We start from the raw sequence: 22,431 nt of genomic DNA, 5'->3' as shown, positions 1-22,431 counted from the left end.
GCCTCATGCCTTGCATTGCAGGGGGTCGACCAGCCGGGTGACGCGCCTGACGATATCGTTGACCACGGCCCGGGGGCCACGGCGGTCGGTACGCACGGTGACGTCGGCGGTGGCCCGATAGAGGGGGTCGCGCACGCCGAACATCTCGCGCAGCACCGCCTCCCTGTCCGGCCGCTGAAGCAGCGGCCGGTTGCGGTCCTTGGCGGTGCGCTTGAGCTGCTGCTCGACGGTGGTGTAGAGATAGATCACGGTGCCGCGCTCGCGCAGCATGCGGCGGTTCTCCTCGCGCAGCACGGCGCCGCCACCGGTGGCGATCACCACCCCCTCGAGCCGCGTCAGCTCGTCGATCATCTGGGTCTCGCGGTCGCGGAAGCCGAGCTCCCCCTCCACGTCGAAGATCCAGGGGATATCGGCGCCGCAGCGGTCCTGGATCTCGTGGTCGGTATCGAAGAAGTCGCGAGAAAGTTCGGCCGCCAAGAGGCGGCCGATGGTGCTCTTGCCGGCCCCCATGGGGCCGATCAGTATCAGGTTGGGTAGTGCCTGCATCAGCGAAGGGCCACGCCGTCGTCCAGTATCCGGGGAGTGATGAATACCAGCAACTCTACCTTCTCGTTGCTCTGTTGGGTATAGCGGAAGAGGTTGCCGATCACCGGCAGGTCGCCCAGGAAGGGGGTCTTGACCAGGTTGCGCAGCTCTTCGGTCTGCAGGATACCGCCCAGCACCACGGTCTCACCGTTGTCCACCAGCACCTGGGTCTCGATCTCGTTCTTGTTGATCGGCGGCTCCTCGCCGGGCTGGAACTCGCCGAAGGTGTCGTTGGTGATGGACACGTCCATGATGATGCGATTGTCCGGGGTGATCTGCGGCGTCACCTCCAGCGACAGCACCGCCTCCTTGAAGTCCACCGCGGCCGCGCCGCTGGCCGCGGACTCGCGGTAGGCCCGCTCCTGGCCCTGCTTGATCACCGCGGTGCGCTGGTTGGCGGTGATCACCCGCGGCTGGGAGATGGTATAGCTGCGCCCTTCGCTCTCCATGGCGCGCAGCTCCAGGTCGAGCAGCACGTCACCGGAGAGATAGCCGAAGGCGAAGCTGGTCATGCCGCCCACGCCGCGGTCGGTGGAGCCGAAATCCACGGCCAGGCCACCCAGGCCCGAAATGGGCGTGCCGTCCGAGGCACCGCCTAGGTTGAAGCGGCTGCTGGAGGTGCTCGAAACACCCCAGTTGACCCCCAGCTCGCGGGTGGCGCTGTCGCTGGCGATGACGATGCGCGCCTCGATCTGCACCTGGCGCACGGCCACGTCGAGGCGGTCCAGGGTGCGCATGATCTCGTCGATCTGGTCGGCGGTGTCCTGGATCAGCAGGGTATTGGTGCGCTGATCCACCGCCACCCGGCCGCGCTCGGTCAAAAGCCCGAACCCTTCGCCGCCGCGCAGCAGCGCCGCCAGGTCGGAGGCGCGCGCATAGCGCACCTGGACATACTCGGTGGTGAGCGGCGCCAGCACCTCCATCTGCTCGCGGGCCTGCAGCTCCTGGCGCTCGATGTTGGCCAGTTCGCTGGCCGGGGCCACCACGATGACGTTGCCCTCCTGGCGGCTGGCAAGGCCGTGGCTCTTGAGCACCAGGTCCAGCGCCTGGTCCCAGGGCACGTCCTCGAGGTTCAGCGTCACCCGACCCTGGACGCTGTCGCTGGCCACCAGATTGAGGCCGGTGAAGTCGGCGATGATCGCCAGCACCGAACGCACCTCGATGTCCTGGAAATTGAGGGTGATGCGCTCGCCGGTGTAGGGGAACTGCTCGCGGACCCGCTGCTCGCGCTGCTGCTGGGTGACCGGCTGGGCCTCGATGGTGAGCTGCCGCCCGCTCTGGGTGGAGACCATGGCGAACTCGCCGGCCCCCTCGATATCGAGGGTCACGCCATCTCGGCCGACCCGCGGGGTGACGCGGCGCAGCGGGGTGCCGAAGTCGCTGACGTCATAGACCTGATCCAGGGAGGCCGGCAGCTCCACGCCGCGCAGGTCGGCGGTGATGCGGTTTCGCCCGCTCTCGCGCACCCGGGCATCGACCCCGGCACGGTCGAAGGTGACCACCAGGCGGCCGGCGCCGCCCTCGCCGCGGCGGAAGTCGATGTTCTCGACGCTGGGACCGCTGGCCACCGACCGGCTGGGGGCCGGCTCACTGGGGGCCGACGCCGGTGCCGGCGCCGCTACCCGTGCCACGCCGGTATCGGCCGCGCCGCCACCGATGGCCAGGCGCAGGCGATTGCCCTGCTCGCGGGTGTTGTAGGGCAGCGGCCCCTCGAGATCGAACACCAGGCGGGTGCGGGAGCCGGCCTCCAGCGCCGTGACCTGCCGCACGCCACCGATCCCCAGGGCGTAGCTGCGCTGGTCGAGGCGGTTGGCGGTCTCCATCAGGTCGATGGTGAGCCGCGCCGGGTCGTCCAGGCGATAGCCACGCACCTCGGGCACCGGGCCGGCGAACTGGAGGTCGACCTCAAGCTCGCCCCCGCCGCCCTGCCGGAAGTCGAGCCCCTCCAGGGAGGAGGCGGCCAGGGCGCCGGCGGAGAGCGCCAGCAGCAAGAGTGTCGCGAATCCACGCTTCATGATCGGTAGCATTGTTCCCTTCCCCCGCTTGTCGCCCATCCCTGCCGGTGGGCGGCGAATCGCTTGCCTGGTGGTTTATCCGGATCTCGTTATCAGGATCTAGTCGTTGAGCGTCATCTGCGTCGTGCGCTCGATCCAGCCACCTCGCCCGGTGGGCACAACCTCGATCAGCTGCACCGAGGAGGAGGTGATGCTGACGATGCGGCCAAAGTCGCTGCCCAGGTGATTGCCCACGCGCAACCGGTGCACCGTGCCGCTCGGCGCCCGGACCAGCGCCGAGGGCTGCCCGCCATGGGTCAGGGTGCCGACCAGGTCGAGTTGGCCGAGGCCGTAGGCCTCCAGGGGCTCCCGCGGGCGGGTCAGGTCCGGCGCCAGCTCCTCGGAGCCGCGCGGCGGCTGCTCCGTTTCTGGCAGCCTGGCGATGAACGGACTGCGCCGATCGGCCTCGTCGTAGGGCAGCGCCTCATAGTCGGGAATATCGGGCAGCTCCACCCGCGGGGTCGCACCGGGGTTGCTGCGGATCTCGGCCAGCTCGCGGTCGAGCATGCCGAGCTGAGGGTCGGAACATCCCGAAAGCCCCAGCAGCAGCACGACCGCCAGTGCCGCCGAAAGACGGTTGGCTCGGCTCATGGCGCCCCCTCCTCGCTCTGGCGGTAGCTGTAGGTCCGCGCCAGCAGGGAGAGCCTGAGCCGCTGGCCGCTGCCCCCCTCCGGCGACAGGGTCATGTCGTGCAGGGTGACGATGCGCGGCAGAGCCGCCACGCCGGCCAGGAAGGTAGCGATGCGGTGGTAGTCGCCCTGCACCTGGATATCGAAGGGCTGCTCGATATAGTGCTCCCGGGTGACCGTGCCGCGCAGGCGAATGGAGTCGATGGCGAGCTGATTGTCGATGGCGGTCTCGCTGATGTTGTCGATCAGCGAGGGCACCTCGGCGCCGGTGGGCAGCATCTCGCGCAGTTCGCTCATGCGCGCCTCGAGGACGCCCATCTGTTCGCGCATCGCCTCGAGATTCGCCGCCTGGGCCGCCTTGCTGCGGTAGTCGCGGATCAGCTGCGCCTCCTGGCCACGCACCCGTTCGAGCTCCTCCTTGGCGGGAGCCGCCAGGTACCAGTGCATGCCGTAGAAGGTCGCGCCCAGCAGCAGCAGGCAGCAGAGCAGCTGCAGCGACCAGGGCCAGACGCCGGCCTCCTTGATGTCCAGTTCGCGCCAGTCCAGCTCGCGCAGGCGACGCATCTCTCCCTTGAGACTCATGACCCTTCCTCCGCCGACGCCTGATTCGCCTCCGCCGCCCGGGGCAGCTGCTGACTCATGCTCAGGCTGAAGCGACGCCGCTCACCGCCCCCCTCGGCCTCCACCTCTGAGAGCACCGGCTCGGTGAAGGAGGCGGCCGCCGCCAGCGCGCGCAGCTGGTCGGAGACCTGGCGGTTGTTCTCGGCCAGGCCGGTCAGGCGCAGGCTGTCACCCTGGCGGGTGAGCTGGCTGTAGTGGACGCCGTCCACCAGGCTTGAGGTCAGGTCGCTCAGGACATGGACGGTCTGGGTGCGCCCCATCTGCAGTTCGGTGAACACCCGCACCTGCTCGAGCATCTGGTCGCGGATCGCCTCCAGCTCGCTGATCTCGCGGATCGCCGAGTCGAGCTGGCGACTCTGGGCCTGGATATGGGCATTGCGCTGCTGCTGGGCCTGGGCTTCCTGCTGGTAGTGCCAGGTCAGGCCGTAGCCGCCCCCGAGGCCGAGCAGGGCGGCCAGCCCCAGCGTCACGAAGAAGCGCTTGCTGCGACGGGCCCGGCGCTCCTCGCGCCAGGGCAGCAGGTTGATCTCGATGGTCATGGGCGGGACCTCATTGCCAGGCCGCAGGCGGCAAGCAGCGCCGGGGCATCACCGGAGAGCGTCTGGACATCGATGCGGCTGTTGACCTTCATCCGCGCCAGGGGATTGGCGATGGAGACCTCCATGCCGCTCTCCTGGGCCAGTCGCTCGGCCAGGCCGGGCAGCATGCTGGTGCCGCCGGCCAGCACCATGCGACGCACCTCCTGCTTGCGACCGGCGGTGTAGTAGAGCTGCAGGGAGCGCCCGACCTGCTGCTCCAGGGTATCCAGGAAGGGGCCGAGCACGCTGCGCGGATAGTCCTCGGGCAGGCCGCCGCGCTTCTTGGCCAGGCCCGCCTCGTCGAGGCTCAGGCCGTAGCGGTTGCGGATCTCCTCGGTGAGCTGGCGACCACCGAATACGGTGTCGCGGCTGTAGACCACACGCCCCTCGCGCAGCACGTGAAAGGTGTTCATGGTGGCGCCGATATCCACCAGGGCCACGCAGTCCTCCTCGCCGGAGGAGGCGGGCAGCTGATGGCGCACCTCGGTGAAGGCGCGCTCCATGGCGAAGGTCTCGACATCCACCGCCTCGGGGGTCAGCCCCGCCTGCAGCACGGCATCGGTCAGCTGGCTGACATCCTGCTGCCGACAGGCCACCAGCAGCACGTCCTGCTGGTCGGCGTAGCGGGCATTGAGGCCCAGCCGCTGGAAGTCGAAGGCAACCTCACTGAACGGAAAGGGGATGTGCTTGTCTGAATCAAGCTGAATGCGCGCCTCGATCTCATCATCGCTGAGCGAGGCCGGCAGCGTCAGCGTCTTGGTGATGGCCGCGCTGGCAGGTACCGCGACCGCGGCGCGGCGGGTATGCGGCTTGGCCTGCTGGACCGCCCGGGAGAGGGCATCGACCACCTCCCCCATGTCCTGGATGCGACGCTCGACCACGGCGTCCTCGCGCAGCGGCCGCACCGCGTAGCTCTCGACCTGGTAGCTGGCGCCAGCACGCCTGAGTTCCACGAGCTTGACGGTTGCCGAGGTGATATCGACACCGATCAGTCCCTTGCTGGATGCTCTGAATCGCATCTCGGTCCGCCCCTGCTGATCCATGCGAATGACCGCTTGTTATTTCGCTCACCCCTCGCAATAGGAAGAGTCTGAGCCCCGCGGTCTAGCCCCTGTAAGCAGAGGTTACATGATATTGCTGAATCTCACACGGCTAGCCGCAAACCTGCACCCTCAACGCTGGTGACCCTGCGCCTGGATTCCTATAATGGCGTCTCAGTCGCCCCGACCCGTCCTCTTCGCGACGCTCCAGTTCCCTGCACGGATACCGCCCTTTCATGACGTTTATCAGAACCCTGTTCTTTTCCCTGGTCTGGCTGCTGGTGTCCCTCACCGCGGCCGTGACCCTGGGCGTGGTGGGCGCCGCGCTCTACTTTGCCCCCGGGCTGCCCGATGTGCGCCAGCTTCAGGACTTCGAGCTGCACTCCCCGCTGCGTATCTTCACCCGCGACGGCAAGCTGATCGGCGAGTTCGGCGAGGAGCGTCGTATGCCGGTGGAGTTCGACGAGATCCCCGGTGACTTCATCCAGGCACTGCTGGCCGCCGAGGACGCCAATTTCTTCGAGCACCGCGGCGTCGACCCCAGAGGCCTGGCGCGCGCCGCCGTGGAGCTCGCCTCCAGCGGCGGCGAGATCCAGTCGGGCGGTTCCACCATCACCATGCAGGTGGCGCGCAACTACCTGCTGACACTGGACCGCACCTTCACCCGCAAGATCCGAGAGATCCTGCTGGCCCTGCAGATGGAGCAGGTGCTCACCAAGGAGGAGATCTTCGAGCTCTACGTCAACAAGATCTTCCTCGGCAACCGCGCCTATGGCATCGCCGCCGCCGCCGAGACCTACTACAACCGCCCGCTGTCCGAGCTGACCCTGGCCGAGAAGGCGATGATTGCCGGCCTGCCCAAGGCGCCGTCGGCCTTCAACCCGCTGGCCAACCCGGAGCGCTCGCTGATCCGCCGCAACTGGATCCTCTACCGCATGCGCCAGCTGGGCCATATTGACCAGGCCGCCTACGACGAGGCGGTCCAGGCGCCGATCACCGCCCGCCGCTACGTGGCCCAGACCGAGGTGGACGCCGACTACGTGGCGGAGATGGCCCGCCAGTTCGCCGTGGAGCGCTTCGGCGAGGAGGCCTACACCGGCGGCTACCGCATCCACACCACCCTGGACGGCGAGCTGCAGCCCTTCGCCCGCCGCGCCCTGGCCGACGGCCTGATCGCCTACGACACCCGCCACGGGTGGCGCGGCGCCGAGCAGCGCGACCTTCCCGCGAGCCTCGTGGAGGCCCAGGCGCGCACCGACCGTCGCGGCCTGGAGGAGGAGCTCGACGAGTCCCCCGAGATCCTGGAGACCGCCCAGCGCGCCGCCGAGCGCAGCCAGACCGAGATCGAGGGCATCGAGGGCGATGTCAGCAACTGGGTTCAGGTGCTGGAGCGCACCGCTGGCCTCGGCCCGCTGCAGCCGGCCATCGTGGTGGAGAGCAGCGGTCGCGAGATGCGCGTGCTGACCCGCGGCGGCGAAGTGCGCACCATCGCCTGGGACGGGCTCTCCTGGGCGCGGGCCTACCGCAGCCCGCGGGCCCGCGGCCCCGAGCCCGGCTCCGCCGCCGAGATCGCCAGCCGCGGCGACCTGGTCCGCGTGCTGGAGCGCGAGGACGGCAGCCTGCGCCTGGCCCAGCGCCCGGACGCCGAAGGCTCCCTGGTGGTGATGCACCCCGACACCGGCGCCATCCTGGCGCTGCAGGGCGGCTTCAGCTTCCAGGCCAGCAAGTTCAACCGCGCCGTACAGGCACAGCGCCAGTCGGGCTCGATCTTCAAGCCGTTCATCTACCTGGCGGCCCTGGACAGCGGCCTGATGACCGCGGCCAGCGTGGTCAACGATGCCCCGGTGGTGGTCCAGGACGGCAGCAGCGAGCTGTGGCGGCCGGTCAATGCCAGCGGCGACTTCCTCGGCCCGACCCGCCTGCGGGTGGCGCTCGCCCGTTCGCGCAACCTGGTGACCATCCGGGTGCTGCAGGAGGTGGGGCTCGATGCCACCATCGACTTCCTGGAGGGCTTCGGCTTCGCCAGCTCACGCCTGCCCCGGGGGCTCTCCCTGGCGCTGGGCAGCGCCGACCTGACCCCGCTGGAGATGACCAACGCCTATGCGGTGCTGGCCAACGGCGGCTACCAGGTCGCTCCCTGGTTCATCGAACGTGTCACCCGCGGCGACGACGAGCGGCTGATCGAGGAGGCCACCCCCATGGTGGTGTGCCGCGAGTGCTCCAACGGCCAGACCGAGGTGGAGATCGACGGCCGGCTCCACCCGGTGGCACCGCGCGTGGTCGACCCGATGTCCGCCTACATCCTGACCGACATGCTGCGCGACGTGATCGACAGCGGCACCGGCCGCGCCGCCCAGTCGCTGGGCCGTGGCGATATCGTCGGCAAGACCGGCACCACCAACAACCAGCGCGACGCCTGGTTCGCCGGCTACAACGCCGACCTGGCCGTCACCGTCTGGGTCGGCAAGGACAACAACGAGACCATCGCCGAGTACGGCGCCAATGCGGCCCTGCCGATCTGGATCGACTTCATGGGGGACGCCCTGGAGGGCCGTCCCGAGGCGAAGCATCCGCGGCCCGCCAGCCTGGTCACCGCCCGGGTCGACCCGGACAGCGGCCGCCTGCTGCCCGACGGCCACGGCGGCGGCATCAGCGAGCTCTTCCATCCGGATCACCTGCCCAGCTTCCAGCCGCAGCGCGTCGAGCGCGAAGTGGAGCAGCACAGCGGCTCCCAGGGCACCGGCGCCTACGAGGCGATCTTCTAGTTAGTGCTGCCTGCCGGGGCGGCAAGGATGCCGCCCCCCCCTCTCTCGCACCCCGATGCCACACCCGCTGGGATCCACTCACCGGACATCTGGGGATGCCCATGCCACACCTTGCCAGCCGCCTGATGATCCTGGCGCTGGGGTTAGCCGCCAGCGGCGCCACCCTCGCCAGCCCCTTCTACGCCCCGCCGCCCATCGACGAGACGCCCCACGGCTTCAGCGGCGAGGCCGAGCTCGGCTATACCCACCTCGCCGGCAATACCGACAGCCAGACCCTGATCGGCAAGAGCCAGCTGACCTGGTGGCGTGATCGCTGGACCCATCTGCTGCGCGGCGAGGTGCGCCACGTCTCCCGGGACGGCGAGGCCAGCGCCGAACAGTATCGCCTGACCGGGCGCGAACGCTACGACCTGGAGGGCCCCCACTACCTGTTCGGCTTCGCCCGCTGGGAGAAGGATCGCTTCAGCGGCTACGACCAGCAGCTGGCCGCCATCGCCGGCTACGGCCGCGACCTGATCGAGGGCGAGCGCCATCGGCTCTCGCTGGAGGCCGGCCCCGGCTATCGCCGCGACCGCATCGATACCGAGCCCGACGCCTCCCTCGCCGTGGCCTACGGGGCCCTGGACTGGCACCTCGAGGCCACCGAGACCACCACCCTCAAGCAGGAGCTCTCGGTGGAAGCCACCGACGACAACACCACCTCCCGCTCGCTCTCCTCGCTGACCGCGCGGTTCAACTCGCGCCTGGCGCTGCGCCTCTCCCACGAGATCAAGCGCAACTCGCAGCCCCCGGAGGGCGCCGAGGCGCGCACCGACCACACCACCAGCGCCTCGCTGCTCTACAGCTGGTAGGCGCCCCAACCCCCAGACACGAAGACGCCGGCCCGAGGGCCGGCGTCGCGGAGGCTGATGAGCCGTACGTACGTTACACGCCGTACGTTACACGCCGTAAACGTCGTCCACGCTCTTCAGCGGATAGTGGGAGGGGTAGGGCCGACGCGCCACGCCGGAATCCACCGCCGCCTGGGCTACCGCGGAGGTGATCCTCTCCAGCAGGCGCACATCCACCGGGGTGGGGATGATGTACTCGCGGCCGAAGCTCATCTCGCTCTTCTCGTAGGCATCCAGCACCTCCTGGGGCACCGGCTCGCGGGCCAGGTCCTTCAGGGCGTGAACCGCGGCCACCTTCATCTCCTCGTTGATGCGGGTGGCACGCACGTCCAGGGCACCGCGGAAGATGAAGGGGAAGCCCAGTACGTTGTTGACCTGGTTCGGGTAGTCCGAGCGGCCGGTGGCCATGATCACGTCGGGGCGCACTTCGCGGGCCAGGTCGGGGTGGATCTCCGGGTCCGGGTTGGTGCAGGCGAAGACCACCGGGTTGGGCGCCATCTTGCGGATGTGGTCGGCGCTCATCAGGCCGGGGCCGGAGAGTCCGACGAAGACGTCTGCGCCATCGATGGCGTCATCCAGGGTGCGCTTGTCGGTGTCAACGGCGAACATCGCCTTGTAGGGGTTGAGATCCTCGCGACCGGTGTGGATCACGCCCTTGCGGTCGAGCATCACGAGGTTCTCGGCACGCGCACCGCAGGCCACCAGCAGCTTCATGCAGGCAATGGCCGCAGCGCCGGCACCCATGCAGACGATGCTGGCGTCCTCGAGGCGCTTGCCGGCGATCTCCAGGGCGTTGAGCATGCCCGCCGCGGTCACGATGGCGGTACCGTGCTGGTCATCGTGGAAGACCGGGATGCTGCACTGCTCGATCAGCGCCTGCTCGATCTCGAAGCACTCCGGCGCCTTGATATCCTCGAGGTTGATGCCGCCCCAGGTATCGGCGATGCGCGCCACGGTGTCGATGAAGGCCTGGGGGCTCTCGGAGTTGACCTCAATGTCCACGGAGTTGATGCCGGCAAAGCGCTTGAACAGCACGCCCTTGCCCTCCATGACCGGCTTGCTGGCCAGGGCGCCCAGATTGCCCAGCCCCAGGATGGCGCTGCCATCGGAGATCACCGCCACCAGGTTGCCCTTGCCGGTGTAGCGGTAGGCGTTCTCGGGGTCGCGAGCGATCTCGCGGCACGGCTCGGCCACGCCCGGGCTGTAGGCCAGGGCGAGGTCCTTGGCGGTAGCGGTGGGCTTGGTCAGCTCGATGGAGAGCTTTCCGGGGATGGGCTTGGCGTGATAGTCCAGCGCGGCCTGTCTTGCATCACTCATAGAGGGTGGGTTCCGGTCAGGGTGAAATCGTCCGCCCACGATATAGAAAAACCTTCCACCGCTCAAGTCTCGCGGTTTTCTCGCCTTTTGTACGCTCGTTTGACGCCGATGGCAGCCATTTGCTGCAACTTATGCCTGGCGAGCCAGCCATAAGCCATCCCTTATCACAGCACCCAGCATGAAAAAAACACGCCACGATGGGCGGGTTTTTCGACGGTCCGGGGAACGCCTGGGCGATCAGCGCTTGATCGCGGCACCGAAACGCTTGTTGAAGCGCTCGACGCGACCACCGGTGGTCGCCTGCTTCTGCTTGCCGGTGTAGAAGGGGTGGCACTGGGAGCAGACGTCCAGGGAGAAGTCGTGGCCGGAGGTGGAGCCCACCTGGAAGCTGGCGCCACAGGAGCAGGTCGCGTTGACCGTCTTGTATTCGGGATGGATACCTTGTTTCATCTTGAGCCTCGTTGAGCTGCATGCCGCCACCTGATCTGCTGCCAGGCACCGCATACGGGTTGTCTATCGGTCGCGCTGACTGATGGTCACGTAGACCGCAAGCGCGAGTGCAAACCGGTCGTTCCGCCCTGGCCGAACTCGGCAGGCAGGGAGGCGCAGCATTCTAGCAGAGCCAATCCCGGAGGCCAATTGCCCATCTCGACTCCGCCCCCGCGCGTGCTGGGCGTCGCGGTTCCCTCGCCGCTGCGCCGACTGTTCGACTATCGCCCTGCCGGTGCGCCGCCGCCCGGCGGCTGGGCCCCGGGGCTGCGCGTGAGGGTGCCCTTCGGGCGGCGCGAGGTGGTCGGCGTGGTGATGGAGTGCCGCGAGCGCAGCGAGCTGCCGCTGGCCGAGCTCAGGCCCGTCGCCGCCTGCCTGGACGCCGCACCGCTGCCCGCCGACTGGCTGTGGCTGTGCCGCTTCACCGCCCGCTATTACCAGCACTCCCTGGGGGACACCCTGCACCAGGCCATGCCGGTGCTGCTGCGCCAGGGTCGCGCCCTGGAGGGGCGTACCCGGGAGCGCTGGCAGCTCACCGCCGCGGGCCGTGACGCGCCCCCCGAGTCCCTGTCACGCGCCCCGCGCCAGGCCGAGCTGCTGGCGATGCTCGCCCAGCACCCCCACGGCCTGGCCGCCCAGGCGATCCTGGCCCAGTCATTTTCCCGCGACCAGCTCAGGGCCCTGGCCGCCAAGGGGCTGGTGGCGTCCCGCGAGGAGCCGCTCACCGCCCGCTCCCGGCCAGACGCCGACCAGCTGCTGGCGGAGCCTGCCCCTGCCCTGCCCCTCAACCGCGAGCAGGCCACGGCGCTGGCCGCCCTGCACGAGCGCCTGGAGGCCTATCACCCCTGCCTGCTGGAGGGAGTCACCGGCAGCGGCAAGACCGAGGTCTACCTGCAGCTGATCGAGGCGGTGGTGGGGCGCGGGCGCCAGGCGCTGGTGCTGGTGCCGGAGATCGGCCTCACCCCCCAGACCCTGGCCCGCTTCCGCAAGCGCTTCCGGGTGCCGGTGGTGGCCCTGCACTCCGGCCTCACCGACCACGAGCGGCTGGACGCCTGGGAAGCCGCCGCCAGCGGCCGCGCGCCCATCGTCATCGGCACCCGCTCGGCGATCTTCACCCCGCTGGCGCGCCCCGGCGCCATCATCGTCGACGAGGAGCACGACGGCTCCTACAAGCAGCAGGACGGCCTGCGCTACCACGCCCGGGACCTGGCGGTGGCCCGCGCCCACCATCACGGCATCCCGCTGCTGCTCGGCAGTGCCACCCCTTCGCTTGAGAGCCTGGCCAAGGCGCACAGCGGCGAGTGGCGCCATCTGCCGCTGACCCGCCGCGCCACCCGCCATGCCCCCGCCCGGCTGGAGCTGATCGACCTGCGCGGCCGGCCCCGCCAGGGCGGCCTGATCCCGCCAGTGCTCGACGCCATCCGCGAGACCCTGGGCGCCGGTCACCAGGTGCTGGTGTTCATCAACCGCCGCGGCTTCGCGCCGACCCTGGCCTGCCACGCCTGCGGCTGGCTGGCCGAGTGCGACGCCTGCGACGCCCGCATGACCCTGCACCGCCAGCCGCCGCTGCTCGCCTGCCACCACTGCGACCGCCGCCGGGCGCTGCCGAATAGCTGCCCGCAGTGCGGCAGCATCGACCTGCGCCCCCTGGGCAGCGGCACCGAACGCACCGAGGAGACCCTGGCCGGCCTCTTCCCGAAGGTGCCGGTGCACCGCATCGACCGCGACAGCACCCGCCGCCGCGACGCCTTCGAGCAGGCGCTGGCCGAGGTGCGCCGAGGCGAGCCCTGCCTGCTGGTGGGCACCCAGATGCTGGCCAAGGGCCACCACCTGCCCCACGTCACCCTGGTGGTGGTGGTCAACGCCGACGCCGGCCTCTATGCCAGCGACTTTCGCGCCCTGGAGCAGAGTGCCCAGCTGCTGGTCCAGGTGGCCGGCCGCGCCGGCCGCGCCGCCCACCCCGGCCGGGTGCTGGTACAGACCATGCACCCGGATGACCCCCACCTGCGCCTGCTGGCCGAGCGGGGCTATGCCGCCCTGGCCGAGCAGCTGCTCGCGGAGCGCCGCGCCGCCGCCCTGCCCCCCTTCCGCTTCCTGGCGCTGCTGCGCCTGGAGAGCGCCAGGGAAGAGGCCGCCGGCGAGCTCGCCCGGCGCGCCGCCGCCGCGCTGCGCGGCTGGCTGGCCGAGCGCGAGAGCGCGGTGGAGTGCCTCGGCCCGGTGCCGGCCCCCATGGAGCGCCGCCAGGGGCGCTACCACCTGCAGGTGATGCTCAGCGCCGAACGGCGCAGCGCCCTCCACGAAGCCTGCGCCTGGCTGACCGCCTGGCTGGAGGCCGCGCCCGAGGCGCGCCGCACCCGCTGGTCGCTGGATATCGACCCCCAGACGCTCAGCTGACGCCCGCCCTTTAAAGCCGCGCCACAATTGCCGATAATGGCCGGCCGTGCCCGCTCCGGGCTCCGCTTCCATGCCCGCGCCGCGGGCGAGCGCCTCGTTAGCGCCGGTTCATCGGCCGCTCGCCCCGCTCGACGCCACAGGACATCCGACGCTCCATGAAAGAGACCATCGTTTCGCTGCTCGAAGGCGCCCTCGACACCCTCCGGCAGCAGGGCGTGCTGCCCGCCGACCTCGCCCCGCCCATCAAGGTCGACCCGACCCGGGACAAGGCCCACGGCGACTACGCCACCAACCTCGCGCTGATGCTGGCCAAGCCCGCCGGCAGGAAGCCCCGGGAGCTGGCCGAGGCCCTGATCGCCGCCCTCCCCGAGAGCGACGCCATCCGCCGGGTGGAGATCGCCGGCCCCGGCTTCGTCAACTTCTTCGCCGCCACCGACGCCGCCGCCCAGGTGGTGCGCCAGGTGCTCGACTCAGGCGACGCCTATGGCCGCAGCCTGACCGGGCAGGGCGCCAAGGTGCAGGTGGAGTTCGTCTCCGCCAACCCCACCGGGCCACTGCACGTGGGCCACGGACGCGGCGCGGCCATCGGCGACTGCATCTGCCGCCTGCTCGAGGCCACCGGCTACGACGTCACCCGCGAGTTCTACTACAACGACGCCGGCGCCCAGATCGGCAACCTGGCGCTCTCGGTGCAGGCCCGCGTCAAGGGACTCGACCCCGACCACGAGAGCTGGCCCGCCGACGGCTACCGGGGCGGCTACATCATCGATGTGGCCAACGCCTACCTGGCCGGCGAGACCCTCCACGCCGACGACCGCCACGTCACCGGCAAGGGCGACCCGGACGACCTCGAAGCCATCCAGGAGTTCGCCGTGGCCTACCTGCGCCGCGAGCAGGACCTCGACCTCAAGGCCTTCGGGGTGCACTTCGACGTCTACTTCCTGGAGTCCTCGCTCTACCGCGACGGCAAGGTGGAAGCCGCCGTCGAGCGCCTGGTGGCAAACGGCCACACTTATGAGCAGGACGGCGCCCTGTGGCTGCGCACCACCGCCTTCGGCGATGACAAGGACCGGGTGATGCGCAAGAGCGACGGGCAGTACACCTACTTCCTGCCGGACGTCGCCTACCACCTCGACAAGTGGCAGCGCGGCTTCACCACCGTGGTCAACGAGCAGGGGGCCGACCACCACTCCACCGTGACCCGGGTCCGCGCCGGCCTGCAGGCGCTGGAGGCCGGCATTCCCCAGGGCTGGCCCGACTACGTGCTGCACCAGATGGTGATGGTCACCCGCTCCGGCGTGGAGGTGAAGCTCTCCAAACGCGCCGGCAGCTACGTCACCGTCCGCGACCTGATCGACGAGGTGGGTCGCGACGCCACCCGCTTCTTCCTGGCCGCTCGTCGGGCCGACTCCCAGCTCACCTTCGACATCGACCTGGCGCGCTCCCAGTCCAACGACAACCCGGTCTACTACGTGCAGTACGCCCACGCCCGGGTGTGCAGCGTGATGCGTCGCGCCGAGGCCGACGGTCTGGCCTTCGACCACGCCCAGGCGATGGCCTGCCTGGGCCGGCTCGAGGAGGCCCAGGAGAAGGCGCTGATGAACCGCCTGGCCCGCTACCCCGAGGTCGTCGAGCACGCCGCTGCCAACCGGGAGCCCCAGCAGGTCGCCCAGTACCTGCTGGACCTGGCCGCCGACTTCCATACCTGCTACAACGCGGTGAAGGTGATGGTCGAGGATGACGCCCTGCGCAACGCTCGCCTGGCCCTGGGCCTGGCGACCCGCCAGGTTCTGCGCAACGGCCTGGACCTGATGGGAGTCAGCGCCCCCGAGGAGATGTAACCCATGGCGACCCGCAAGCAGACGCCGCCGAAGCGTCGAGGCGCCACCAGCAGTCGCCGCCAGGCCAGCAGGCCGCGCCGCGAGTGGCGCTTGCCCGGCTGGGTATGGGGCCTGGCCGGCCTGGTGGGCGGCTTCCTGCTCTCCCAGCACCAGCACGGGGTGGCGCCCTGGCAGGTCGAGGACTCGCCCCTGGCCACGGTGCTGCCGCGCAGCGCCCCGCCGGAGCCCGAGGCCGCGGCACCGGCGAAGCCCAGCGAGCCGCGCATGCCCACCTTCGAGTTCTACACCCTGCTGCCGGAGTCCGAGGTGATCGCCCCGCGCGGCGAGATGCCCTCCTCCACGGCGCGCCCGCCGGCGCCGCCTCCCGCCGAGGAGACGGCCGCCGCCGAGGCCGGCGACGACCCCATTGCCCAGGTGATCGCCGCCAACCTGGCCGCCGACCGCAGCGAGGCAGCGAGCCCGGCCGCCGAGCCAGCCCCCCAGGCCGCCGCCGACAATGGCCACCGCTACATGCTGCAGGCCGCCTCCTTCCGCGAGTCCGGCGACGCCCAGCAGCTGCAGCGCCGCCTGCGCGACTTCGGCCTGCTGGCCCAGGTCAGCGAGGTCAAGGCCTCCGGCGGCGAGACCTGGCACCGCGTCCAGGTCGGCCCCTACGACGACAACCGCGAGCTCAGCCGCGCCCAGGACCTGATGGTCACCCAGGGCATAGAGCCGCTGCTGATCCGGCTCCAGAACTAGCGGCTCCAGAACTATCCGCCCCCGGAGCCAGGCCAGCGCCGATTCACGGCGGCGCTCGCGCCCTGAGTCGGCGAGCTCCCTGACGTCTTGAATTCAGGGCTTACCGCCCGCACCTCTCCCTTCAGCCTATTCGCTGCGCCCGGGTCATCCCCGCGGCGCCGAAAGTCATCGGGAGCCCTCCGCTCCCCCAAGGAGACACTCCTCCATGACCACGATCGTATCCGTTCGCCGCGGTGACCAGGTGGCGCTGGCCGGCGACGGCCAGGTGTCGCTGGGCAACACCGTGATGAAGGGCAACGCCAGCAAGGTCCGCCGCCTCTACCGCGGCGAGGTGCTGGCAGGCTTCGCCGGCGGCACCGCCGACGCCTTCACCCTCTTCGAGCGCTTCGAGGCACAGCTGGAGAAGTACCAGGGCAACCTGGTCAAGGCCGCCGTGGAGCTGGCCAAGGACTGGCGCACCGACCGCGCCCTGCGCCGCCTGGAGGCGCTGCTGGCCGTGGCCAACAAGGACGCCTCGCTGATCATCACCGGCAACGGCGACGTGGTGGAACCCGAGCGCGGCATCATCGCCATCGGCTCCGGCGGCAACTTCGCCCTGGCCGCGGCCCGGGCGCTGCTCGAGAACACCGACCTCTCGGCCAAGGAGATCACCGAGAAGTCGCTGGCGATCGCCGGTGACATCTGCGTGTTCACCAACCACCACGTCACCCTCGAAACGCTCTGAAAGCTGCCCCCATGACCCAGATGACCCCACGCGAGATCGTCCACGCCCTGGACCAGTACATCATCGGCCAGCAGGACGCCAAGCGCGCCGTGGCCATCGCCCTGCGCAACCGCTGGCGCCGCATGCAGCTCGACGCCGACCTGCGCCAGGAGGTGACCCCCAAGAACATCCTGATGATCGGCCCCACCGGGGTGGGCAAGACCGAGATCGCAAGGCGCCTGGCCAAGCTGGCCCGCGCCCCCTTCATCAAGGTGGAGGCCACCAAGTTCACCGAGGTGGGCTACGTGGGCCGCGACGTGGACTCCATCATCCGTGACCTGACCGAGGCCGCCATCAAGCTGGTGCGCGAGCAGGCCAAGGAGGAGGTGGGCCACCGCGCCGAGGACGCCGCCGAGGACCGCATCCTCGACGCCCTGCTGCCGCCGCCCCGCGGCCAGGAGGACGCGCCCCGCCAGGACAGCGGGACCCGCCAGATCTTCCGCAAGAAGCTGCGCGAGGGTCAGCTCGACGACAAGGAGATCGACATCGAGCTGACCCAGCAGGGCCCCGGCATCGACATCATGACCCCGCCGGGCATGGAGGAGATGACCCAGCAGCTGCAGAGCCTCTTCTCCGGCATGGGCAAGCAGAAGAGCGAGACCCGCCGGGTCACGGTGAAGGACGCCTTCGCCCTGCTGCGCGACGAGGAGGCCAGCAAGCTGGTCAACGAGGAGGAGATCAAGAGCCGTGCCATCGAGGCGGTGGAGCAGCACGGCATCGTCTTCCTCGACGAGATCGACAAGGTGGCCAAGGGCAGCGGCCAGTCCAGCGGCGGCGAGGTCTCCCGGGAGGGGGTGCAGCGCGACCTGCTGCCGCTGATCGAGGGCTCCACGGTCTCCACCAAGTACGGCATGGTGAAGACCGACCACATCCTGTTCATCGCCTCCGGCGCCTTCCACCTGTCGCGCCCCTCGGACCTGATTCCCGAGCTGCAGGGTCGCCTGCCGATCCGCGTCGAGCTCAACGCCCTGACCCCGGACGACTTCAAGCGCATCCTCACCGAGCCCTCCGCGGCGCTCACCAAGCAGTACCAGGCGCTGCTGGCCACCGAGGGCCTCGAGATCGAGTTCACCGCCGACGGCATCGAGCGCATCGCCGAGATCGCCTGGCGGGTCAACGAGGGCACCGAGAACATCGGCGCGCGCCGACTGCACACGGTAATGGAGCGCCTGCTGGAGGAGGCTTCCTACAAGGGCAGCGACATCGGCAGCCCGCTGACCATCGACGCCGCCTACGTGGACTCCCAGCTCGGCGAGCTGGCCATGGACGAGGACCTGTCGCGGTATATCCTGTAATCCTGAGCAGCCGACGTTGGCAGCCTGGAAGCAGGTGTCGCACTCAGCGATCCCGTGAGCGCTGAAGCAGGCGAATCGCGGGCTGCGCGACGCCGGGGGCAGGTCGTAGAGGGGGTCCTATGCCAGGGATGGCATCGGTAGCGTCCAGGGATGGATTCACAGCGCCCCCTCGTAGACCTGTCGCCGGAGTAGTCGCGCTTTCACCAAGCCTGGACTGGAGCTGTGCCATGAGCGCCCCCACCCCCACCCGAGTGCACTACCACCGCAAGGCCCAGGAGCTGGAGCTCGGCTACGAGAACGGCGAGAGCTACCGGCTTGCGGTGGAGTACCTGCGGGTCTTCTCCCCCTCCGCCGAGGTGCGCGGCCACGGCCGCGGCCAGGAAACCCTGCAGGTCGGCAAGAAGTTCGTCGGCCTCAAGGACATCACCCCCGCCGGCCGCTACGCCCTCAAGCTGCACTTCGACGACGGCCACGACAGCGGCCTCTTCAGCTGGGACTACCTGTGGTGGCTGATCGAGCAGCGCGAGGCCAACTGGGCGGACTACCTGCAGCGCCTGGAGGACGCCGGCGCCAGCCGCGAGCCGCTGGGCATCGAAATCAGGCAGCTCTAACCCCCGTCAAGACAATCGCCATCGCGGGACGCTACAATGTCGCCCATTCGAGGCAGCGGCCTCTCCCATGCAGCGATTCGGGAGCCCCATCGCATGAGCGCCAACCCCAGCTCCAGGGACAAGCAGACCACCCACTTCGGCTACCAGGAAGTGCCCGTCGAGGAGAAGGCCACCCGGGTGGCCGATGTCTTCCACTCCGTGGCCGCCCGCTACGACGTCATGAACGACCTGATGTCCTTCGGCATCCACCGCCTGTGGAAGCGCCTGACCATCGAGCGCGCCGGGGTGCGCCCGGGTCACAGCGTGCTCGACATCGCCGGCGGCACCGGCGACCTGACCCTCAAGTTCTCGCGCCTGGTGGGGCCGCGCGGGCGCGTGGTGCTGGCCGACATCAACGAGTCCATGCTGCGCGTGGGCCGCGACAAGCTCCTCGACCGCGGCGTCGGCGGCAACGTCGAATACGTCCAGGCCAACGCCGAGTGCCTGCCCTTCCCGGACAACACCTTCGACTGCATCACCATCGCCTTCGGCCTGCGCAACGTCACCGACAAGGATGCCGCCCTGCGCTCCATGGCCCGGGTGCTCAAGCCCGGCGGACGCCTGCTGGTGCTGGAGTTCTCCAAGCCTCCGAGCGCCCTGCTCTCGAAGGTCTATGACGAGTACTCCTTCCGGCTGCTGCCGAAGATCGGCGAGGTGGTCGCCAACGATGCCGACAGCTATCGCTACCTGGCCGAATCGATCCGCATGCACCCCGACCAGGAGACCCTCAAGGGGATGATGGAGGCGGCCGGCCTGGAGCGCGTCGAGTACACCAACCTCACCGGGGGCATCGTCGCCCTGCACCGCGGCATTAAGCTCTGAGGTGGGCATGGCGTTGACCCCGACCCTGCTGCTGGCCGGCCTGGAGCGCACCCTCAACACCCTGCTCGCCCGCGACCCGGCGGCCCCCTCGCGGCTGGCCCGGCTCGCCGGCCAGCGGCTGCTGCTGCGCCTGGAGAACCCCGAGCTGGCCCTGGCGATCCACTACCATGCCCACGGCCTCGACCTGCTGCGCCCGGACGACGCCGACGAGACGGCCTTCGACGCCGTGGTGGAGCTGGACGCCGAGACCGCAGGCGCCCTGCTCGGTGGCGCCTCCCTGGAGCGGCTGATGTTCCAGGGGAGGCTGGCGGTGCGCGGGCGTATCCCGCTGCTGGAGGCCACCCGCGACCTGCTGCTCGACCTCGACCCGGACTGGGAGGGCGAACTGGCCCGCTGGCTGGGCGATGTGCCGGCCAACAGCCTCGCCGAGGGGTTGCGCCGCCTGGGCCGCTTCGGGCTGCGCACCCGGGAGGAGTTCTGCGCCGACCTCTCCGAATACCTGGTGGAGGAGGCGCGCTGGCTGCCCGGCCGCCCACAGCTGGAGGTGCTGCGCGACCACCTCACCGAGCTGGAGATCGCCACCGACCGCCTGGAGGCACGCCTGGCGCGCCTGCACCGCCGCCTGGCGGCGCAGCAGGCCGAGCGGGTGACGCCATGATGCTGCTGCGGCTGCTGCGCATCCTCTGGGTGATCACTCGCTATCGGCTCGACACCCTGATTCCCCTGGAGCGCCTGCCCTGGGCGCTGCGCACTCTCTTCAGGCTCTCGCCGCTGCGCCTGGTGCCCATCGGCGAGCGCTCTCGCGGTGCGCGCCTGCGCCTGGCGCTGGAGTCGCTGGGCCCGATCTTCGTCAAGTTCGGCCAGGTGCTCTCCACCCGCCGCGACCTGCTGCCGGCGGACATCGCCGACGAGATGAAGCGCCTGCAGGACCAGGTGCCCCCCTTCCCCGGCGACCAGGCGCTGGCCGTGGTGGAGGAGCAGCTCGGCATGACCGTGGCGCTGGCCTTCGCCCGCTTCGATGCCGAGCCGCTGGCCTCGGCCTCCATCGCCCAGGTGCATGGCGCGCGCCTGCACAGCGGCGAGGAGGTGGTGGTCAAGATCATCCGCCCCGGCATCGACCGGGTGATGCGCCAGGACATGGCGCTGATGTACCGCTTCGCCAGGCTGCTGACCCTGGTCCCCGAGGCGCGCGGCCTGCGCCCGGTGGAGGTGGTGCGCGACTACGAGGCGACGCTGTTCGACGAGCTCGACCTGCACAAGGAGGCCGCCAACACCTCCCAGCTCAAGCGCAACTTCAAGAACTCGCCGCTGCTCTACGTGCCGGCGATCCACTGGGAGCTGACCCGCCAGCGCGTCATGGTGCAGGAGCGCATCTACGGCGTTCCGGTGGCCGACATCGCCGCCCTCGAGGCCCAGGAGACCGACCTCAAGCGGCTCGCCGAGCGCGGCGTGGAGATCTTCTTCACCCAGGTGTTCCGCGACAACTTCTTCCACGCCGACATGCACCCCGGCAACATCTTCGTCGCCCGGGAGCATCCCCATGACCCCCAGTACATCGCCATCGACTGCGGCATCGTCGGCAGCCTGACCCGCGAGGACCAGGACTACCTGGCCCGCAACCTGCTGGCCTTCTTCCACCAGGACTACTACGAGGTGGCCGCCCTGCACATCGAGTCGGGCTGGGTCGGCGAGAACACCCGAGCCAACGAGTTCGCCGCGGCGATCCGCACGGTGTGCGAGCCGATCCTCGAGAAGCCTCTCAAGGACATCTCCTTCGGCCAGGTGCTGCTGGGCCTGTTCCAGACCGCGCGGCGCTTCGACATGGAGGTGCAGCCCCAGCTGGTGCTGCTGCAGAAGACCCTGCTCAACATCGAGGGGCTGGGCCGCCAGCTCTACCCCGACCTGGACCTCTGGAAGACCGCCAAGCCCTTCCTGGAGCAGTGGATGAAGGAGCGCGCCGGCACCCGGGGCTTCTGGGAGTCCCTCAAGCGCCAGGCGCCCGAGCTGACCCGCCAGCTGCCCGAACTGCCGGTGCTGGCCCACCAGGCGCTCTCCCAGATGGACCAGGAAAAGCGCCAGCGCCGCCGCCAGGGCGAGGCACTGGGAGGCATCCGCCAGCAGCTGATTCGCGAGGGCCGGCGCGGCCGCCGCCTGCGCCTGGGGCTCCTGCTGGTGGCCCTGGCGCTGGCCTGGCAGCCGCTTAGCCAGTGGGCCGCCGGCCAGCCCTGGCCCGCCCTGGCCGCCGCCGTCCTCGGCCTGGCCCTGCTGGCCTGGCACTGACCCCCCTCCACCCACGTCACGGAACCTTCATCCATGAGCGATATTCTCGAGCGCCTGCAAGCTGTCCTGGATCAACGCCGCCAGGGGGATCCGCAGGATTCCTACGTCGCCGCCTTGCATCACAAGGGCCTGAACAAGATACTCGAGAAGGTCGGCGAGGAAGCCACCGAGACCCTGCTGGCCGCCAAGGATGCGGAGCGTGGAGGCGAGGCCGAGCGTGAGGCGTTGATCGCCGAGACGGCCGACCTGTGGTTTCATAGCCTGGTGATGCTGTCGCACCTCGACCTCGACCACCGCGCCGTGCTCGACGAGCTGGGCCGCCGCTTCGGCGTCTCCGGCCACGACGAGAAGGCCGCCAGGCAGCAATAGATTCTTACGGCTCCCGGACAGGCCGGGGCCCCGTTCCAGAGGAAGCACACATGTTAGGTGGTATCAGTATCTGGCAGCTGCTGATCGTACTCGGCATCATCATCCTGATCTTCGGCACCAAGAAGCTGCGCAACGTCGGCAGCGACCTGGGGGGCGCCGTGAAGGGCTTCAAGAAGGCCATGCACGAGGAGGAGAAGGGCGAGGAGAAGGACGACACCCAGACCCAGGCCCGCGTGGACCACAAGGAAGAGACCAACACCTACGACGTCCAGGCCGAGCGCAAGCCCGAGGAACAGGAAGAGCGCAAGTAA

At 69.7% G+C, this 22,431-nt stretch carries 21 protein-coding genes; 13 read left to right on the top strand and 8 right to left on the bottom strand.

Annotation, left to right across the window (positions count from 1 at the left end; all coding sequences use genetic code 11):
- Window positions 1-3: 3 nt before the first annotated feature.
- The 6 genes from aroK to pilM all read right to left on the bottom strand — a co-directional run bounded on the left by aroK (window position 4) and on the right by pilM (window position 5,486).
- Complete coding sequence (gene aroK, locus B6N23_RS12455) at window positions 4-546, bottom strand: shikimate kinase AroK (protein WP_169959299.1); 543 nt, start codon at window positions 544-546, stop codon at window positions 4-6.
- Window positions 546-2,600: a type IV pilus secretin PilQ gene (locus B6N23_RS12450; protein WP_305499358.1), complete on the bottom strand. Its 2,055-nt coding sequence runs from the start codon at window positions 2,598-2,600 to the stop codon at window positions 546-548. Before B6N23_RS12450 ends, aroK begins: the two co-directional genes overlap by 1 nt.
- A gap of 99 nt (window positions 2,601-2,699) precedes the next feature.
- Complete coding sequence (locus tag B6N23_RS12445) at window positions 2,700-3,230, bottom strand: pilus assembly protein PilP (RefSeq protein WP_305499356.1); 531 nt, start codon at window positions 3,228-3,230, stop codon at window positions 2,700-2,702.
- Entirely contained in the window at window positions 3,227-3,850 is a 624-nt protein-coding gene (locus B6N23_RS12440; protein WP_305499354.1) for a type IV pilus inner membrane component PilO, read from the bottom strand. Before B6N23_RS12440 ends, B6N23_RS12445 begins: the two co-directional genes overlap by 4 nt.
- A complete protein-coding gene (locus B6N23_RS12435) occupies window positions 3,847-4,428 on the bottom strand; it encodes a PilN domain-containing protein (RefSeq protein WP_305499352.1) in 582 nt (193 codons plus the stop codon). Before B6N23_RS12435 ends, B6N23_RS12440 begins: the two co-directional genes overlap by 4 nt.
- Window positions 4,425-5,486: a type IV pilus assembly protein PilM gene (gene pilM / locus B6N23_RS12430; protein WP_305499350.1), complete on the bottom strand. Its 1,062-nt coding sequence runs from the start codon at window positions 5,484-5,486 to the stop codon at window positions 4,425-4,427. Before pilM ends, B6N23_RS12435 begins: the two co-directional genes overlap by 4 nt.
- A 257-nt stretch (window positions 5,487-5,743) precedes the next feature.
- On the opposite strand from pilM, the gene B6N23_RS12425 reads away from it, so the two are divergent.
- Both B6N23_RS12425 and B6N23_RS12420 read left to right on the top strand, forming a co-directional pair.
- On the top strand, window positions 5,744-8,272 hold the full coding sequence (locus tag B6N23_RS12425; protein ID WP_305499348.1) for a penicillin-binding protein 1A: 2,529 nt from the start codon (window positions 5,744-5,746) through the stop codon (window positions 8,270-8,272).
- A gap of 101 nt (window positions 8,273-8,373) precedes the next feature.
- Window positions 8,374-9,123: a DUF481 domain-containing protein gene (locus B6N23_RS12420; RefSeq protein ID WP_305499346.1), complete on the top strand. Its 750-nt coding sequence runs from the start codon at window positions 8,374-8,376 to the stop codon at window positions 9,121-9,123.
- Between the two features lie 87 nt (window positions 9,124-9,210).
- On the opposite strand, the gene B6N23_RS12415 is transcribed toward B6N23_RS12420, so the two are convergent.
- Window positions 9,211-10,479 carry a malic enzyme-like NAD(P)-binding protein gene (locus B6N23_RS12415; RefSeq protein ID WP_169959306.1) on the bottom strand — a complete coding sequence of 423 codons (1,269 nt, stop codon included), beginning with the start codon at window positions 10,477-10,479 and terminating at the stop codon, window positions 9,211-9,213.
- A 237-nt stretch (window positions 10,480-10,716) separates the two neighbouring features.
- A complete protein-coding gene (gene rpmE / locus B6N23_RS12410) occupies window positions 10,717-10,929 on the bottom strand; it encodes a 50S ribosomal protein L31 (protein WP_110068898.1) in 213 nt (70 codons plus the stop codon).
- A gap of 189 nt (window positions 10,930-11,118) precedes the next feature.
- Between rpmE and B6N23_RS12405 the strand changes: the two genes are divergently transcribed.
- The 11 genes from B6N23_RS12405 to tatA all read left to right on the top strand — a co-directional run bounded on the left by B6N23_RS12405 (window position 11,119) and on the right by tatA (window position 22,431).
- On the top strand, window positions 11,119-13,362 hold the full coding sequence (locus B6N23_RS12405; protein ID WP_305499344.1) for a primosomal protein N': 2,244 nt from the start codon (window positions 11,119-11,121) through the stop codon (window positions 13,360-13,362).
- Window positions 13,363-13,517: 155 nt separating this feature from the next.
- A complete protein-coding gene (gene argS, locus B6N23_RS12400) occupies window positions 13,518-15,203 on the top strand; it encodes an arginine--tRNA ligase (protein ID WP_305499342.1) in 1,686 nt (561 codons plus the stop codon).
- Between the two features lie 3 nt (window positions 15,204-15,206).
- Window positions 15,207-15,941, top strand: a complete 735-nt coding sequence (locus B6N23_RS12395) for an SPOR domain-containing protein (RefSeq protein ID WP_305499340.1) — start codon at window positions 15,207-15,209, stop codon at window positions 15,939-15,941.
- A 205-nt stretch (window positions 15,942-16,146) separates the two neighbouring features.
- Window positions 16,147-16,665: an ATP-dependent protease subunit HslV gene (hslV, locus tag B6N23_RS12390; protein WP_119022368.1), complete on the top strand. Its 519-nt coding sequence runs from the start codon at window positions 16,147-16,149 to the stop codon at window positions 16,663-16,665.
- An 11-nt stretch (window positions 16,666-16,676) separates the two neighbouring features.
- Window positions 16,677-17,999: an ATP-dependent protease ATPase subunit HslU gene (hslU, locus tag B6N23_RS12385; protein ID WP_305499338.1), complete on the top strand. Its 1,323-nt coding sequence runs from the start codon at window positions 16,677-16,679 to the stop codon at window positions 17,997-17,999.
- 227 nt (window positions 18,000-18,226) lie between these two features.
- Window positions 18,227-18,610: a gamma-butyrobetaine hydroxylase family protein gene (locus tag B6N23_RS12380; protein WP_305499336.1), complete on the top strand. Its 384-nt coding sequence runs from the start codon at window positions 18,227-18,229 to the stop codon at window positions 18,608-18,610.
- Window positions 18,611-18,703: 93 nt separating this feature from the next.
- Window positions 18,704-19,471, top strand: coding sequence for a bifunctional demethylmenaquinone methyltransferase/2-methoxy-6-polyprenyl-1,4-benzoquinol methylase UbiE (ubiE, locus tag B6N23_RS12375; protein WP_119022371.1), 768 nt, complete (start codon window positions 18,704-18,706; stop codon window positions 19,469-19,471).
- Window positions 19,472-19,478: 7 nt separating this feature from the next.
- Window positions 19,479-20,129, top strand: a complete 651-nt coding sequence (locus B6N23_RS12370; protein ID WP_119022372.1) for a ubiquinone biosynthesis accessory factor UbiJ — start codon at window positions 19,479-19,481, stop codon at window positions 20,127-20,129.
- On the top strand, window positions 20,129-21,751 hold the full coding sequence (ubiB, locus tag B6N23_RS12365) for a ubiquinone biosynthesis regulatory protein kinase UbiB (RefSeq protein WP_305503797.1): 1,623 nt from the start codon (window positions 20,129-20,131) through the stop codon (window positions 21,749-21,751). The genes B6N23_RS12370 and ubiB overlap by 1 nt, the downstream gene beginning before the upstream one ends.
- 33 nt (window positions 21,752-21,784) lie before the next feature.
- Window positions 21,785-22,120, top strand: coding sequence for a phosphoribosyl-ATP diphosphatase (locus B6N23_RS12360; RefSeq protein ID WP_169959309.1), 336 nt, complete (start codon window positions 21,785-21,787; stop codon window positions 22,118-22,120).
- Window positions 22,121-22,170: 50 nt separating this feature from the next.
- Window positions 22,171-22,431, top strand: coding sequence for a Sec-independent protein translocase subunit TatA (gene tatA / locus B6N23_RS12355; protein WP_302139575.1), 261 nt, complete (start codon window positions 22,171-22,173; stop codon window positions 22,429-22,431).

Origin of the sequence: Halomonas alkalicola (assembly GCF_030704205.1) — a bacterium.
Classification (GTDB): domain Bacteria; phylum Pseudomonadota; class Gammaproteobacteria; order Pseudomonadales; family Halomonadaceae; genus Halomonas; species Halomonas alkalicola.
Note: the sequence above shows the minus strand (reverse complement) of the source record. Positions and strands in the feature narration are given on the sequence as shown.